This window comes from uncultured Ferrimonas sp. (assembly GCF_947489035.1).
In the GTDB taxonomy this organism is placed as follows: Bacteria; Pseudomonadota; Gammaproteobacteria; order Enterobacterales; family Shewanellaceae; genus Ferrimonas.
Genome location: NZ_CANLCI010000033.1, coordinates 1 through 13,773 on the forward strand (window position 1 = coordinate 1; position 13,773 = coordinate 13,773).

Below are 13,773 nucleotides of genomic sequence, written 5' to 3' on the forward strand. Positions count from 1 at the left end.
CAAGGAGTTATCCGAGAAGTTAACTGAGTGGCTGACGCCGTATCAACCGTTGCTGCATCAGCGTTTGCTGTGCTGCCTCGTCGATAGGAAGCGCATTATAGGTTGGAACTAGCGAACTACAAGTCAAAAATGGAAAAAGCAGATCGTATGGTGATAGTTTCACCTGATCTGCTTTTTTTGTGGTTTTTATCCGCTGATTTACGGGGTTGCGACTAAGTAGCCATCAACCAACTTGCGTACTGCGGGGTGATCCCAATCGACAAAGCTGCGAACAAAGGCCACCAACTGGCCATTTTGATCGAGTATGTAGGTCGCAGGGATCAGATCCGCCGGCAAGACTTCACCAATGCTGTTTTGATTATCAAAGTAGGTTTGCATGGATGGCAAACCTAACTCCTGCAAAAATGGCATGACAACGGCGGGATCACTGTCGACAGCGACAGGAACGACCACAACGCCTTTATTAGCGTAATCCGCGCGGAAGTGTTGTAACGATGGTAACTCTCGTACGCAAGGCGGACACCAAGTGGCCCACAGGTTGATCATTACGATCTGACCACGAAATTGCTGCAGATCGACTGCCTGACCATTGGGGCCGACAAAAGCCGCGTTTTCCAATGGCTGCGGGCGAGACAACTGAATAAAACGCGCTACTGCTGGATCATTACTCGCAGCACCAGCACCGGGATAGGCACTGACGCTCGCTGTAAACAACGCGATCACACACAGAAACAGGCGCATTATTGTTGTTGATCCTTCAGCAGCTGCTCCAACTTGGCTTTATCGGCTGCGGTAACTTCGATGCTGTCTGAGATCTGCCCACGCTGACGGCGAATAAACAGGAAGCCACCGATCGCACCCATAAATAGGAACACAATTGGGCCTAACCACAAGACGACGGTACGGGAGTCAAACGCTGGACGGTAACGAACAAAATCGCCATAACGCGCAGTGAAGTAACCAATGATCTCTTCATTGCTTTTGCCTTCACCGACCATTTCATACACCTGTAGGCGCATGTCCATCGCAATGGGAGAGTTGGAGTCGTGCAAGTTCTGGTTTTGACACTGTGGGCAGCGTAATTCGGCCGCTAAGCTTTGTCCGCGCTCGCGATGCTCTTCGTTTTTAAACTCGTAGGTATCGATTGGTGCGGCATTGACTGCCGCAGCCATCAACACTGCTGCCATAAAGGTAAGCAAGCGTTTCATTAAGAGTTTCCTTCTGCTTTGGCTTCAGCGCGGATCGTTTCGATCAATGGCATAAAGTCACTCGCCCACACTTGTGGCTCTAACACACCCGCAAAGCGATAGCGCACTACGCCGTTATGGTCGACCACGAACGTTTCTGGCGCGCCATAAACACCCAAATCAAAGGCTAACTTACCTTCGGGATCGAATAGGTTTGTGCTGTAGGGATCACCGCTGCGCGCAAGGTAGTTGATTGCCGGTGCACGTTCATCACGGTAGTTAACCCCGTAAATAGGCAATTCGCCACGACGCTTCAGCTTATTCAAGAACGGGTGTTCGTATTTACACGATGGACACCACGTTGCCCAGACGTTAAGCAGGTACACGTCGCCTTTCAGATCCGCGTTGCTGAGCATCACTGCAGGATCTTCCAGTTGCTGCAATTGAAACTGCGGCACAGGCTTACCGACTAATGCGGAATCCAGCTCTTTGGGGTTGAGATACAACCCCTGAAACAGAAACGCTGCTACCCCAATAAAGATCAACAGGGGCACAAATAATACTAAACGTTTCATTATTGCTCCTCGTGATTAGGCGTTAGCTAACTTAGTGGCGCCGGCTTTCGCTTTGCGACGACCGCGGCTGCGTTTATCTGTTGCTGCAACCACACCACCGAGCATCATGAAGATCCCGCCAATCCAGATCCAGCGCACCATTGGTTTGTAGTTCAAACGCACCGCATAGTGAGTAGCATCGAGTGGATCGCCCATGGTGACGTACAAGTCGCGGGCAAAACCCCAATCAATCCCGGCTTCAGTCATGTTCATGGTGCGAACGTTGTACTTACGGCGATCTGGGTACAGGGTAGTGACGTAATCACCGTCCTTCTCAACCTTAATAACACCCTGTTCTGCGGTGTAGTTAGGGCCTTGTACCATTTGGGTTTTTTCGTAGGTGTACTTGTAACCCGCCAGTTCAGCAGAGATCCCTGGCCCCATCCGCACCGATTGCTCGATGTCGTAGTTGGAAACCACGGTGCCACCCAGAATCGCCATCACGATCCCCGAATGCGCCAACACCATACCGATGTAGCTGCGGGTCATCCGACGACCAGTGAAGCTGCCATCGGTATCACGCAAGTTCCGCAGGATGTCTTGCACTAAGGTGCAGGCAACCCATGTGGCCGTGAATACACCAGCAATAACCCAACCGTTCGTTTTGCCACCAATAACGTACGGCAAGATCAGCGCTACGGCAGCGGCAATGATCGCCGACGGCAGCAGCTTCTTAAGCTCGCCTTCTTTGGATTTCTTCCAACGGATGAATGGACCAATCCCCATAAAGACAAACAGCACCAGCACAATTGGATTAAATACGGTGTTGAAGTATGGAGGCCCTACAGAGATCTGCCCTAAGCCTAAGGCGTCACCCAGCAATGGGTACAGTGTGCCCAGCAGTACAGAGCCTGTCGCCACAACCAGTAAGACGTTACACAACAACATCATGGTTTCTTTTGACAGTAACTCGAAGCGTGCAGGCGATTTCAGCTCCGTTGCACGGAAGGCAAACAGTGTGAGCGAGCCACCAATGGCTAAGCCCAGCAACAGCAAAATAAACAAACCACGGGAAGGATCAGCCGCAAACGAGTGCACTGAGGTCAGAACCCCCGAACGAACCAAGAAGGTACCCAGTAAGCTTAAGCTAAAGGTAAAGATGGCCAGCAGGATGGTCCAGTTGCGGAAGGTGCCGCGTTTTTCCGTAACGATAAGCGAGTGAACTAATGCTGTACCCACCAACCAAGGCATAAAGGAAGCGTTCTCTACTGGATCCCAGAACCACCAGCCGCCCCAGCCCAGTTCGTAATAAGCCCACCAAGAGCCCAGCGCAACACCGGCAGTCAGTAAGGCCCAAGCTGCTAACGCCCATGGTCGTGACCATCGCGCCCAGGCAGAATCAAGGCGACCAGACATGAGCGCCGCAATGGCAAAGGCAAAGGCAACGGAGAAGCCAACGTAACCGAGGTACAACAACGGTGGGTGGAAGATCAAACCAACGTCTTGCAGCATTGGGTTTAAGTCGCGACCTTCCATCGGCACATTTGGCAGTAAGCGCTCAAATGGGCTAGAGGTAAACAACATAAACAGTGAGAAGCCAACGGTGATCATGCCCAATACCGCTAACACGCGAGCGGTAAAGGCGTCTTCTAACCCTTTGCTGAACAGCGCAACTGCGGCAGCCCATACTGAGATAGAGAAGACCCAGAACAGCAACGATCCTTCGTGACCACCCCAAATTGCAGCAATCTTAAAGTAAACAGGCAACTGGCTGTTCGAGTTAGAGGCAACGTACATGACAGAGAAGTCATCCGTTGCAAAAGCGTAGCCTAAACACACCACAGCCAGCGTCATAAACGCGAACATGCCGTAGCTGAGTGGACGGGCGAAACTCACTAAGTAGGCATCCTTGCGTGCCACACCGATCAGTGGGATCACTGATACTAATGCCGCAAAAGCCAAACCGATAATGAGAGAATAATGTCCAAGTTCCGGAATCATTAGTTTACCTCAGAGGAAAAGGATCCAATTCATTGTACTCAACTGAACTGAATTGGGGTCATTGTCGCCATTTTAGGCAGTATTCATCCCAATGTCTGCCACGGGTTTAAGATTTGCTAACCCAGTTCACAGCATCATTTTTTTCGTGCAAAAATCACGCGGAATAATCGCACTGGTAATGGATTGTCGTTATGACGATGAAAGTTCAACAAAGTTTCATAGAATTGAGAGGTTAATGACCGAATTGTGACTGTCCGCTCATAACCCCCGCTTACTGAAAAACAGACAAACGGAAAGCCTGTTCAAGCTTTCGGCTTGCCGTATAATCCAACGCTAATTGGATTTTTGTGCTCAGCATTTGGCTGAGCGTCGCGCATTAGGCTCACACGCCGGGCGTACTACCACCATGAGACTGCTATGACGAACTTTTGGATTGCTATCGCTGCCCTGACAGTACTTGCACTGTGTTTGATTTGGTTACCCTTTGTCCGCCGCCACGCCAATGCGAGCAAAGCCACCGATGCGGAAACGCGCAAGCAAACCAACTTAAGCCTCTACAACGAGCGCTTAGATGAACTCAATGCGGAATTGAGCGAAGGTCGCATTAACGAGCAGGAACATAGTGCCTTACAGCAAGAGCTGCAGATCAACCTATTGCAGAACGTTGAACAAGAAGAAGACAACTTAGCGGCCTCATCCGGCAGCATTGTTTGGCCAATTGCCATGAGTGTGGTGTTGGTTGCTATCAGTGGCTACGTCTATAACGATCTGGGCCGTGGCCAAGATTGGAACGTACAAACCGTTCAAAACGACAACCCACATGCTGGCATGACCCCAGAGCAGATGGCATCGTCTCGCATCGAACAGATGGAAACCGCCTTGATGGCGGATCCAGAGAACAGTCAAGGTTGGTTCAGCCTTGGTCATGCTTACATCAATGCGAGCCAATATGGCAAAGCCATCGCCGCATTTGATAAAACCATGGAGCTGGTCGGTGAGCACGCCGAATTGCTGGGTCCCAAAGCGACGGCCATGTACTACCAAGCCGATCAAAACATGACTCCGGCCATTGAAGCGGTGATTGCCAAATCGCTAGCCAGCGACAACAAAGATCCTTCCACCCGTTTATTGCTGGGTATGGATGCTTTCTTTAGCGCGAACTACGAAGATGCCATTGGCCATTGGGAAATGATCTTAACCAATCCACGCCAAGACGTTGACCGTGAAGGGATCTTGAATGCGATATCGCAAGCGAAGATGTTCCTTGAAGCCGGCAGCGCCAACCAAGCGAAAAGCGACGAAAACATCGCCGCTAACAACAGTGGTGTTACCGTCACTGTTGAGATCGCACCAGAATTGGCCGCCAATGCGAAGCCAACCGATACCGTATTCCTGTTTGCCCGTGCTGTTAATGGTGACATGCCGCTAGCCGTCGCCCGCATCGCCGTGGCGGATCTGCCTAACACCATTGTGCTGGATGACAGCTTTGCCATGACCCCACAAATGGTGATCAGCGGCGCAGAGCAAGTTGATTTAATCGCTGCGATTAACCTGAATAACAGCAAAAAGCCTACCCCTGGCGACATGCAGGGTGAGTTGCAGCAAGTAGAAATCGGCGCCAGCGTTACCGTAACAATCGACACTGTGGTTGAATAACGCCAGCGTAAAGGATCAAAAAAGCCGCTTCCAATGAAGCGGCTTTTTTATTGCAGCAATAAGCTTACTGACCAGACATGTACTGAATGGCAGCCTTGTAATCTTCGTCGTTACAATCGATGCAAGCGCCCTTCGCCGGCATGGCGTTCAAGCCATTATTTACGCTTGCCACTAAAGCATCCATCCCCTTGGCCAAACGTGGCGCCCATTCCGCTTTATTTTGGAATTTGGGTGCTCCCGCTAAGCCAATTGAGTGACAGGTTACGCAAGACTTTTCATACACCGCTTTACCATCTTGAGCCATCACGTTAGTGCTTAGAGCGAAACCGGCCACTGCCGCAAGCATTACAATTTTTTTCATCATTTTATTCCAATCCATTCACACACGCAGGGCACAATTTACTCACAAACCGCGTTGTTGCGCCCGCACCCTACCACTCAACCTCAATTCTGCCACGTTTTTTGACCCCTGTCACAATCGTAGTCACCAACGGAAACCTTGATCGTCTTTTAAGGTCAACCAGTTACGATTTCGGTGTAAGGGTTGTGTTAATCAGCTCACAACTCGAATTTTTTTTCACTTTATCCATGCATTTCACACCACTTTTGCGAGTTGCTTCAGTGACCAAGCCAGCCGCTGTGATAAGATTTGCCCTAGTGTAACGACGCATAATGAGTCAAGAGGATCCGGTGACACAAACCAGCCGACAACCACTGCTGCAAGCCAAGCAATTGACCTGCATTCGCGAAGAGCGGATCTTATTTGATGAGTTGAGCTTCGACATCTTTCCTGGCGACATCATCCAGATCGAAGGCCCTAACGGCGCCGGAAAAACCAGCCTATTACGGATCCTTGCTGGTCTGTCTCGCCCCTACAATGGCGATGTCTATTTCAATGATCAGCCCATCGCCAATAACCGCGACGAGTTTCATCAGCAATTGTTATACCTTGGCCATCTGCCTGGGGTAAAAAGCGAATTAACGGCTGAAGAGAACCTGAGCTTCAACTTGAAAATGGCTGGCTACAACGACGCTCCCTTAACGGACGTGTTGGCCAAGGTAAACTTAACCGGTTTTGAAGATCACCCTGCTGGCCACCTTTCAGCTGGCCAACACCGTCGCATCGCTCTCGCCCGCTTATGGCACAGTGATGCCAAAATCTGGATTGTGGATGAGCCATTAACGGCGATTGATAAGCGTGGCGTAGCTGAACTCGAACAACTGTTCCTGCACCATGCCGATAACGGCGGTTGCGTGATCCTTACTACACACCAAGACTTACAGCTTGTGGGACCAGATCGACTGCAGAAACTGCGGCTGGAATACCAATTTGCGGCGGAGCAGTAAGCATGCGTCAAATCAATTACTACCAAGCGTTCAGCACCGTACTTAAACGGGATCTGCAGATCGCCTTCCGCCATCGCGGCGACATCTTTAATCCATTGATGTTCTTTGTCATGGTGGTGACCTTATTCCCACTGGGGATCGGGCCTGAGCCAAACACACTAACCACCATCGCGCCTGGGATCATATGGGTCGCCGCCCTGCTATCCTCAATGCTGTCTCTAGAGCGGTTATTTAAGTCCGATTACTCTGACGGCTCGCTAGAGCAAATGATGCTAAGCCCACAGCCACTGTCATTAATGGTGTTGGCTAAAGTACTTGCTCATTGGCTTGTAACGGGTGTGCCGCTGATCCTGATCTCGCCGTTGCTGGCCGTCTTACTGCATCTGGATGACAACGCCTACGGAGCACTCATCGCTACTCTAACGGTAGGTACCCCCATCTTATCGTTGCTCGGCGCCATTGGCGTTGCCTTAACCGTTGGCCTGCCTAAAGGCGGGGTTTTACTAAGCTTACTGATTCTACCGCTGTATATCCCTGTATTGATCTTCGCCACCAGCGCCATCGATGCAGCCTCTATGAATTTGCCGTTTTTAGGGCACCTTGCCATTCTTGGTGCACTCTTAGTCGGCTCTTTAGTTTTAGCCCCTGTTGCCATTAGCGCTTCATTACGAGTGAGTACAAACTGATATGTGGAAGTGGTTACACCCTTACGCCAATCCAGAGCGAGCCTATCAACTCGCCGGCACCCTGCTACCGTGGTTTGCGGTATTAGCAACTTTACTGATCACCACTGGTACCGTTTGGGGCTTAGGTTTTGCCCCAGTCGATTACCAACAAGGTGATTCCTACCGCATCATTTTCGTCCACGTACCTGCTGCATCCATGTCGATGTCGGCCTACATGGGCATGGCTGTTGCCGCCTTTGTTGGCTTGGTTTGGCAGATCAAATTAGCTGACATCGCCGCAGCCGCTATCGCACCGGTTGGCGCGGTATTAACGGTTATCGCTCTGGTAACAGGCGCAGCATGGGGTAAACCGATGTGGGGCGCTTGGTGGGTATGGGATGCACGACTCACCTCTGAATTGGTTCTCCTGTTCCTCTACTTAGGCGTTATCGCGCTTTATGCATCATTTGAAGACAAAGTAATGGCCGCAAAAGCTGCAGGTATTTTGGCCATTGTTGGTGTGATAAACTTACCCATCATTAAATACTCGGTTGAATGGTGGAACACGCTCCATCAGCCGAACGCCATCACCGTTGGCAAGAGCAACAACATGCCACCGGAAATGCTCATTCCCTTGCTGTGTAACATCTTTGGCTTTGCCATGTTGATTGCCGCATTAAGTACATTACGCTTTCGAGCCGAGGTATTAGCTCGTAACAGCATGCGCCCTTGGGTGCGCGAATTGGTAGCTAAGGAGTGCAAATAATGGAACTCAGTTTTCAGTTCGCCTCAGTCAGTGAGTTTTTCGCTATGGGTGGCTATGCCAAATACGTATGGCTGTCCTACGGCATTGCTCTGATCGGCCTCGGCAGTGTTACTGTTGCCTCTATCCGTAAGCGTAAAGCTGTACTAAAACAAATTGCCAATAAGCAGGCTCGTGAAGCCCGCTTACGTCAACACAGGAGTCAGAACTCATGAACCCACGCCGTAAGAAACGCCTAGTCTTTGCCACCGCATTAATTGGTGGCGTTGCGGCCATTGCCAGTCTGCTACTGTATGCACTGAACTCAAACTTAGATTTGTTCTACACCCCATCTGAAGTGGTTCAAGGACGCAAAGACAGTGGCTTAATGCCAGAAGTTGGCCAGCGGATCCGTGTTGGTGGGATGGTTGTTGCAGGCTCTGTTGAGCGTGACCCAAGCAGCTTAAAGATTGCCTTCAAAGTGGCTGATACTGGCCCATCGATTACCGTGCTGTACGATGGCATGCTGCCGGATCTATTCCGTGAAGGCCAAGGGATCGTAGCTCAAGGTACCTTGGTTAAACCTGGCGTATTAGAAGCCTCGGAGGTGCTGGCTAAGCACGATGAGAACTACATGCCACCCGAAGTCGCTGAAGCGATGGGTGAAAAGCACAACAAGATGAACTATAGCGACAGCCAGACCAACGGCAGTTACTAATAGCATTCGGTCTTAAAAAAATCCGAGTTCAGAATACTGAACTCGGATTTTTTTTATCTCTTTCACAGCCAGTCACCCCGATTGTTCTTCCTTCCCAATAAAACTGAGCAGTTCTCCTAGGTTTCCCCTAGCACTCGGTTTCACTTTGCTATTAGCCTCCAACGAACAAACCATATATCTCTAGCCGAGCATTAGTGGAACCCCTGCTGGTGCTGGTGCTGGTGCTGGTGCTGGTGCTGGTGCTGGTGCTGGTGCTGGTGCTGGTGCTGGTGCTGGTGCTGGTGCTGGTGCTGGTGCTGGTGCTGGTGCTGGTGCTGGTGCTGGTGCTGGTGCTGGTGCTGGTGCTGCAGAACACAATGCCAGAGCAATCACGATGAGCCAAATTTCAGGTATAAAAAAAGCGAGCCGAAGCTCGCTTTTTTTAGGGTCAAAGAAAGTTATTCAGCGTCTGCTTCTACAACTTCTTCAACTTCTGGGCGACCAACCAGTTCGATAAACGCCATAGGCGCGTTATCACCGGTACGGAAACCACACTTCAGAATGCGGGTGTAACCACCAGCGCGCTCTAAGTAACGTGGACCCAGTTCATTAAACAGTTTGCCTACAACCGCTTTATCGCGGGTACGGGCGAATGCCAGGCGGCGATTAGCAACGCTGTCAGTTTTAGCCAAAGTGATCAGTGGCTCTACTACACGGCGCAGCTCTTTTGCCTTAGGCAGAGTCGTCTTAATAACTTCGTGGCTAACCAGCGAAACTGCCATGTTACGGAACATAGCTTGACGATGGCTGCTATTACGATTCAGTTGACGACCGCTCTTACGATGGCGCATGACCTTATCCTTCTAACCTAAATCTCTTACGATCTGGTTACATGTTGTCGACTAGAGAGGCTGGTGGCCAGTTTTCTAGGCGCATGCCCAGAGACAGACCACGGGAAGCCAGTACGTCTTTGATCTCGGTGAGAGACTTCTTACCCAAGTTAGGGGTCTTCAGTAGCTCAACCTCGGTACGCTGTACCAGATCGCCGATGTAGTGAATGGCTTCCGCTTTCAGACAGTTAGCCGAACGAACAGTCAGTTCCAGATCGTCGACAGGACGCAGCAGAATCGGATCGAATTCCGGCTTCTCTTCTTTCTCTTCAGGCTCACTCACATCACGCAAGTCAACGAAGGCCTCTAACTGCTCAGCCAAAATAGTAGCTGAACGACGGATCGCTTCTTCAGGATCCAGAGTACCATCGGTGTGCATATCGATGATGAGCTTGTCGAGGTCGGTGCGTTGTTCAACACGAGCAGCTTCAACATTATAAGCAATGCGAACTACTGGGCTGAAAGATGCATCAACCAACAAACGACCAATTGGACGTTCGTCTTCTTCTGCCTGGGCACGAGCGGACGCAGGCATGTAGCCGCGACCGATCTCAACCTTGATGCGCATGCTGATTTCAGCATCGGCACCAGTCAGAGTACAGATCAGGTGATCGGGATTAACGATCTCCACATCACCGTCATGGGTGATGTCTGCTGCAGTGACAGGGCCCGCACCGGACTTGCTCAGGGTCAGAGTGGCTTCCTCTTTGCCTTCGAGCTTCACTGCCAAACCTTTCAGGTTCAGCAAGATCTCAAGAACATCCTCTTGGACACCCTCTTTGCTGCTGTACTCGTGCAGAACACCGTCGATTTCAACTTCGGTAACCGCACAACCAGGCATGGAAGAGAGCAGGATGCGACGAAGAGCGTTGCCCAGAGTATGGCCGAAACCACGCTCCAGAGGCTCCAGAGTCACCTTAGCTCGGTTAGAGCTAACCTGATCAATATCGACAAGTCGTGGCTTTAGAAATTCGGTAACAGAACCCTGCATTTTGTCCTCTCTTAACGGTTAAGCTTTACTTGGAGTAAAGCTCTACGATCAGCTGTTCGTTGATGTCAGCAGACAAGTCACTACGTTCTGGGAAGCGCTTGAAAGTGCCTTCCATTTTCGCAGAGTCTACTTCAACCCAAGTCGGCTTCTCGCGCTGCTCAGCAACTTCCAACGCACCTTTGATGCGGGCTTGCTTCTGAGACTTCTCACGAATAGACACTACGTCATTCGGAGATACACGGAAGGACGGGATGTTTACAACACGACCGTTAACCTTGATGGCTTTGTGGCTTACCAACTGACGCGCTTCAGCGCGAGTAGCACCAAAACCCATGCGGTAAACTACGTTGTCCAGACGAGACTCCAGCAGAACCAACAGGTTCTCACCGGTGTTGCCTTTCTGACGAGCCGCGTCCTTGTAGTAGTTCCGGAATTGCTTTTCCAGAATGCCGTAAATACGACGAACTTTTTGTTTTTCGCGCAGCTGAACACCGTAGTCGGACAAACGCGAGCGACGAGCGCCGTGTTGACCTGGAACAGTGTCGATCTTGCACTTAGAATCGATCGCTCGAACGCCGCTTTTCAGGAACAGATCTGTTCCTTCGCGACGGCTTAGTTTGAGCTTAGGACCCAAATATCTTGCCATGTTTCTTCTCCAACTGTCCTAAAGGTTAAACGCGACGCTTTTTAGGCGGGCGACAACCGTTGTGTGGGATCGGAGTCACATCAGTGATGTTGGTGATGCGGAAACCCGCAGCATTCAACGCACGAATGGATGATTCACGACCAGGACCAGGACCTTTCACCTCAACTTCCAGGTTCTTCAGGCCATACTCTTTTGCGATTTCAGCGCAACGTTCAGCAGCAACCTGTGCGGCAAACGGAGTAGACTTACGAGAACCACGGAAACCTGAACCACCTGCGGTGGCCCATGCCAGAGCGTTGCCCTGACGATCAGTGATAGTCACAATGGTGTTGTTGAAGGAAGCATGAACGTGTGCAATACCGTCTGCGACCTGCTTACGTACCTTCTTACGAGTACGAGAAGGAGCTTTAGCCATTGGTTAAATTCCCCTTACTTCTTAATCGGCTTACGTGGACCCTTACGGGTACGCGCGTTAGTCTTGGTACGTTGACCACGAAGCGGCAAGCTGCGACGGTGACGCAGGCCGCGGTAGCAACCTAGGTCCATCAGACGCTTGATGTTCATGGAGATCTCACGACGCAGATCACCTTCAACAGTGAACTGGCCAACGACTTCACGCACTTTATCAATGGTGGACTCGTCCAGATCTTTAAACTTTACATCTTCAGCGATGCCAGCAGCCGCGCAAACTTCGATTGCGCGAGTACGGCCGATGCCGAAAATGGCGGTTAGAGCGATCACCGCGTGTTTATGCTCTGGAATGTTAATGCCAGCGATACGGGCCACTATAGCACTCCTACATTATTATGGTTGACCGTGAAAAGCCCGGTAGGATACTCGACAGCCAACTCGTTTGCAACAACACAGGGGCTGACCTGTTGGTCAGCCCTGTGCACTTTTGTCGGTTTATCGACTAAAGGTCGATTAACCTTGACGCTGTTTGTGCTTCGGCTCAGAGCAGATAACACGAACAACGCCATTACGTTTGATCACCTTACAGTTGCGGCACATTGCCTTAACTGATGCACGAACTTTCATTTTGATACTCCGTGGATGGCGCGCTTAACGGCCGTAGCCTTTAAGGTTGGCCTTTTTCAGGACGGACTCATACTGAGATGACATCAGATGAGTTTGGACCTGGGCCATGAAGTCCATGATTACAACCACCATAATTAACAGTGAGGTCCCACCTAAGTAGAACGGCACGTTAGTGGTGATCATCAAGAACTCCGGAACCAGACAGATAAACGTGATATAGGCTGCGCCGACTAAAGTCAGACGAGTCATCACCTTATCAATATAGCGGGCAGTTTGCTCGCCTGGACGAATTCCAGGGATAAACGCACCACTCTTCTTTAAGTTGTCAGCTGTTTCACGCGGGTTGAAAACCAACGCCGTGTAAAAGAAACAGAAGAACACGATTGCCACGGCATAAATCAACACGTACAGCGGTTGGCCAGGGGACAGTGCCAGAGAAACATCTGACAAAATACCGCCTGAGCTTTGATCAAACCACTGTGCCAGGGTACCTGGAAACAGAATGATACTGGACGCGAAGATTGGTGGAATCACACCGGCCATGTTTACTTTCAATGGCAAATGGGTGCTTTGTGCGGCAAACACTTTACGGCCTTGCTGACGCTTGGCGTAGTTTACCACGATGCGGCGTTGACCGCGCTCCATAAATACCACAAATGCAGTAACCAGACCGACAAGAACCACGATACCGAGCAACAAGAGCAAGTGCAGTTCACCTTGACGTGCTTGTTCAGCCGTTTGACCGATCGCAGAAGGTAAGCCGGCAACAATACCTGTAAAAATCAGGATTGAGATACCGTTACCAATACCGCGTTCGGTAATTTGCTCACCCAGCCACATCAGGAACATAGTACCGGTAACCAAAGATACGATAGCTACAAAGTAGAAACCGAACCCAGGGTTAGCCACCAGACCAGGAACCATAGAAGGCAGGCCCGTCGCTACACCGATAGATTGAAAGAAGGCTAGGCCTAAAGTGCCGTAGCGAGTCCACTGGTTAATCTTACGACGACCAGTCTCCCCTTCCTTCTTCCATTCTGCCAAGGTTGGGTGCACCACCGTCATCAGCTGCATAATAATAGATGCAGAGATGTACGGCATGATACCCAACGCAAACACAGAAGCACGTTCCAAGGCGCCACCGGAGAACATGTTAAACATTTCAACGATGGTGCCTTGTTGCTGATTGAACAGCTCGGCAAGAACAGCAGCGTCAATACCAGGAATTGGTACGAAAGACCCGGCTCGGAACACAATAATGGCTCCAAGGACAAACAACAGGCGCGCTTTCAATTCAGAAAGGCCCCCTTTCGCACTTTTTAACTCAAGTCCTGGCTTTGCCATTGCTTACTCTTTCCC

19 protein-coding genes are annotated in these 13,773 nt (G+C 50.6%); 7 read left to right on the top strand and 12 right to left on the bottom strand.

What is annotated here, in order from left to right; genetic code table 11:
* Positions 1-198: 198 nt before the first annotated feature.
* Genes Q0796_RS16120 through Q0796_RS16135 form a run of 4 tightly spaced genes read right to left on the bottom strand, consistent with a single transcriptional unit; the run spans position 199 to position 3,742 of the window.
* A complete protein-coding gene (locus Q0796_RS16120; protein WP_298444998.1) occupies positions 199-741 on the bottom strand; it encodes a TlpA disulfide reductase family protein in 543 nt (180 codons plus the stop codon).
* Positions 741-1,208: a cytochrome c-type biogenesis protein gene (locus Q0796_RS16125; RefSeq protein ID WP_298444999.1), complete on the bottom strand. Its 468-nt coding sequence runs from the start codon at positions 1,206-1,208 to the stop codon at positions 741-743. The genes Q0796_RS16120 and Q0796_RS16125 overlap by 1 nt, the downstream gene beginning before the upstream one ends.
* Complete coding sequence (locus Q0796_RS16130) at positions 1,208-1,762, bottom strand: DsbE family thiol:disulfide interchange protein (protein ID WP_298445000.1); 555 nt, start codon at positions 1,760-1,762, stop codon at positions 1,208-1,210. Before Q0796_RS16130 ends, Q0796_RS16125 begins: the two co-directional genes overlap by 1 nt.
* A 15-nt stretch (positions 1,763-1,777) precedes the next feature.
* The gene (locus tag Q0796_RS16135) at positions 1,778-3,742 is read right to left on the bottom strand and encodes a heme lyase CcmF/NrfE family subunit (protein WP_298445002.1); all 1,965 of its coding nucleotides are present in this window, start codon (positions 3,740-3,742) and stop codon (positions 1,778-1,780) included.
* A 417-nt stretch (positions 3,743-4,159) separates the two neighbouring features.
* Here Q0796_RS16135 and ccmI point away from each other — a divergent pair, with 417 nt between their 5' ends.
* Complete coding sequence (gene ccmI / locus Q0796_RS16140; protein WP_298445004.1) at positions 4,160-5,398, top strand: c-type cytochrome biogenesis protein CcmI; 1,239 nt, start codon at positions 4,160-4,162, stop codon at positions 5,396-5,398.
* 64 nt (positions 5,399-5,462) lie between these two features.
* On the opposite strand, the gene Q0796_RS16145 is transcribed toward ccmI, so the two are convergent.
* The gene (locus Q0796_RS16145; protein WP_298445081.1) at positions 5,463-5,759 is read right to left on the bottom strand and encodes a c-type cytochrome; all 297 of its coding nucleotides are present in this window, start codon (positions 5,757-5,759) and stop codon (positions 5,463-5,465) included.
* 311 nt (positions 5,760-6,070) lie between these two features.
* On the opposite strand from Q0796_RS16145, the gene ccmA reads away from it, so the two are divergent.
* The 6 genes from ccmA to Q0796_RS16175 all read left to right on the top strand — a co-directional run bounded on the left by ccmA (position 6,071) and on the right by Q0796_RS16175 (position 9,247).
* The gene (gene ccmA / locus Q0796_RS16150; protein ID WP_298445006.1) at positions 6,071-6,745 is read left to right on the top strand and encodes a cytochrome c biogenesis heme-transporting ATPase CcmA; all 675 of its coding nucleotides are present in this window, start codon (positions 6,071-6,073) and stop codon (positions 6,743-6,745) included.
* A gap of 2 nt (positions 6,746-6,747) precedes the next feature.
* A complete protein-coding gene (gene ccmB, locus Q0796_RS16155; protein ID WP_298445008.1) occupies positions 6,748-7,431 on the top strand; it encodes a heme exporter protein CcmB in 684 nt (227 codons plus the stop codon).
* A 1-nt stretch (position 7,432) separates the two neighbouring features.
* Entirely contained in the window at positions 7,433-8,176 is a 744-nt protein-coding gene (locus Q0796_RS16160) for a heme ABC transporter permease (RefSeq protein WP_298445011.1), read from the top strand.
* Positions 8,176-8,388 carry a heme exporter protein CcmD gene (ccmD, locus tag Q0796_RS16165; RefSeq protein ID WP_298445013.1) on the top strand — a complete coding sequence of 71 codons (213 nt, stop codon included), beginning with the start codon at positions 8,176-8,178 and terminating at the stop codon, positions 8,386-8,388. Before Q0796_RS16160 ends, ccmD begins: the two co-directional genes overlap by 1 nt.
* A complete protein-coding gene (gene ccmE, locus Q0796_RS16170; RefSeq protein WP_298445015.1) occupies positions 8,385-8,870 on the top strand; it encodes a cytochrome c maturation protein CcmE in 486 nt (161 codons plus the stop codon). Before ccmD ends, ccmE begins: the two co-directional genes overlap by 4 nt.
* Before the next feature lie 194 nt (positions 8,871-9,064).
* Positions 9,065-9,247: a hypothetical protein gene (locus Q0796_RS16175; protein WP_298445016.1), complete on the top strand. Its 183-nt coding sequence runs from the start codon at positions 9,065-9,067 to the stop codon at positions 9,245-9,247.
* A 60-nt stretch (positions 9,248-9,307) separates the two neighbouring features.
* On the opposite strand, the gene rplQ is transcribed toward Q0796_RS16175, so the two are convergent.
* The 7 genes from rplQ to secY form a co-directional block, all read right to left on the bottom strand.
* Positions 9,308-9,700, bottom strand: a complete 393-nt coding sequence (gene rplQ, locus Q0796_RS16180; protein WP_298445018.1) for a 50S ribosomal protein L17 — start codon at positions 9,698-9,700, stop codon at positions 9,308-9,310.
* Between the two features lie 37 nt (positions 9,701-9,737).
* Complete coding sequence (gene rpoA, locus Q0796_RS16185) at positions 9,738-10,730, bottom strand: DNA-directed RNA polymerase subunit alpha (RefSeq protein ID WP_298445020.1); 993 nt, start codon at positions 10,728-10,730, stop codon at positions 9,738-9,740.
* A gap of 25 nt (positions 10,731-10,755) precedes the next feature.
* The gene (gene rpsD / locus Q0796_RS16190; RefSeq protein WP_298445022.1) at positions 10,756-11,376 is read right to left on the bottom strand and encodes a 30S ribosomal protein S4; all 621 of its coding nucleotides are present in this window, start codon (positions 11,374-11,376) and stop codon (positions 10,756-10,758) included.
* Positions 11,377-11,401: 25 nt separating this feature from the next.
* A complete protein-coding gene (rpsK, locus tag Q0796_RS16195) occupies positions 11,402-11,791 on the bottom strand; it encodes a 30S ribosomal protein S11 (RefSeq protein ID WP_028117124.1) in 390 nt (129 codons plus the stop codon).
* A gap of 14 nt (positions 11,792-11,805) precedes the next feature.
* On the bottom strand, positions 11,806-12,162 hold the full coding sequence (rpsM, locus tag Q0796_RS16200) for a 30S ribosomal protein S13 (RefSeq protein ID WP_168662480.1): 357 nt from the start codon (positions 12,160-12,162) through the stop codon (positions 11,806-11,808).
* A gap of 138 nt (positions 12,163-12,300) precedes the next feature.
* Positions 12,301-12,414: a 50S ribosomal protein L36 gene (gene rpmJ / locus Q0796_RS16205; RefSeq protein WP_073326189.1), complete on the bottom strand. Its 114-nt coding sequence runs from the start codon at positions 12,412-12,414 to the stop codon at positions 12,301-12,303.
* Between the two features lie 24 nt (positions 12,415-12,438).
* Positions 12,439-13,758, bottom strand: a complete 1,320-nt coding sequence (gene secY / locus Q0796_RS16210; protein ID WP_298445027.1) for a preprotein translocase subunit SecY — start codon at positions 13,756-13,758, stop codon at positions 12,439-12,441.
* Between the last annotated feature and the right edge of the window lie 15 nt (positions 13,759-13,773).

Coding starts and splice junctions, on each gene's coding strand:
- Q0796_RS16120 (WP_298444998.1), bottom strand. CDS start 741: ATGCGCCTGTTTCTGTGTGTGATCGCGTTGTTTACAGCGAGCGTCAGT.
- Q0796_RS16125 (WP_298444999.1), bottom strand. CDS start 1,208: ATGAAACGCTTGCTTACCTTTATGGCAGCAGTGTTGATGGCTGCGGCA.
- Q0796_RS16130 (WP_298445000.1), bottom strand. CDS start 1,762: ATGAAACGTTTAGTATTATTTGTGCCCCTGTTGATCTTTATTGGGGTA.
- Q0796_RS16135 (WP_298445002.1), bottom strand. CDS start 3,742: ATGATTCCGGAACTTGGACATTATTCTCTCATTATCGGTTTGGCTTTT.
- ccmI (WP_298445004.1), top strand. CDS start 4,160: ATGACGAACTTTTGGATTGCTATCGCTGCCCTGACAGTACTTGCACTG.
- Q0796_RS16145 (WP_298445081.1), bottom strand. CDS start 5,759: ATGAAAAAAATTGTAATGCTTGCGGCAGTGGCCGGTTTCGCTCTAAGC.
- ccmA (WP_298445006.1), top strand. CDS start 6,071: ATGAGTCAAGAGGATCCGGTGACACAAACCAGCCGACAACCACTGCTG.
- ccmB (WP_298445008.1), top strand. CDS start 6,748: ATGCGTCAAATCAATTACTACCAAGCGTTCAGCACCGTACTTAAACGG.
- Q0796_RS16160 (WP_298445011.1), top strand. CDS start 7,433: ATGTGGAAGTGGTTACACCCTTACGCCAATCCAGAGCGAGCCTATCAA.
- ccmD (WP_298445013.1), top strand. CDS start 8,176: ATGGAACTCAGTTTTCAGTTCGCCTCAGTCAGTGAGTTTTTCGCTATG.
- ccmE (WP_298445015.1), top strand. CDS start 8,385: ATGAACCCACGCCGTAAGAAACGCCTAGTCTTTGCCACCGCATTAATT.
- rplQ (WP_298445018.1), bottom strand. CDS start 9,700: ATGCGCCATCGTAAGAGCGGTCGTCAACTGAATCGTAATAGCAGCCAT.
- rpoA (WP_298445020.1), bottom strand. CDS start 10,730: ATGCAGGGTTCTGTTACCGAATTTCTAAAGCCACGACTTGTCGATATT.
- rpsD (WP_298445022.1), bottom strand. CDS start 11,376: ATGGCAAGATATTTGGGTCCTAAGCTCAAACTAAGCCGTCGCGAAGGA.
- rpsK (WP_028117124.1), bottom strand. CDS start 11,791: ATGGCTAAAGCTCCTTCTCGTACTCGTAAGAAGGTACGTAAGCAGGTC.
- rpmJ (WP_073326189.1), bottom strand. CDS start 12,414: ATGAAAGTTCGTGCATCAGTTAAGGCAATGTGCCGCAACTGTAAGGTG.
- secY (WP_298445027.1), bottom strand. CDS start 13,758: ATGGCAAAGCCAGGACTTGAGTTAAAAAGTGCGAAAGGGGGCCTTTCT.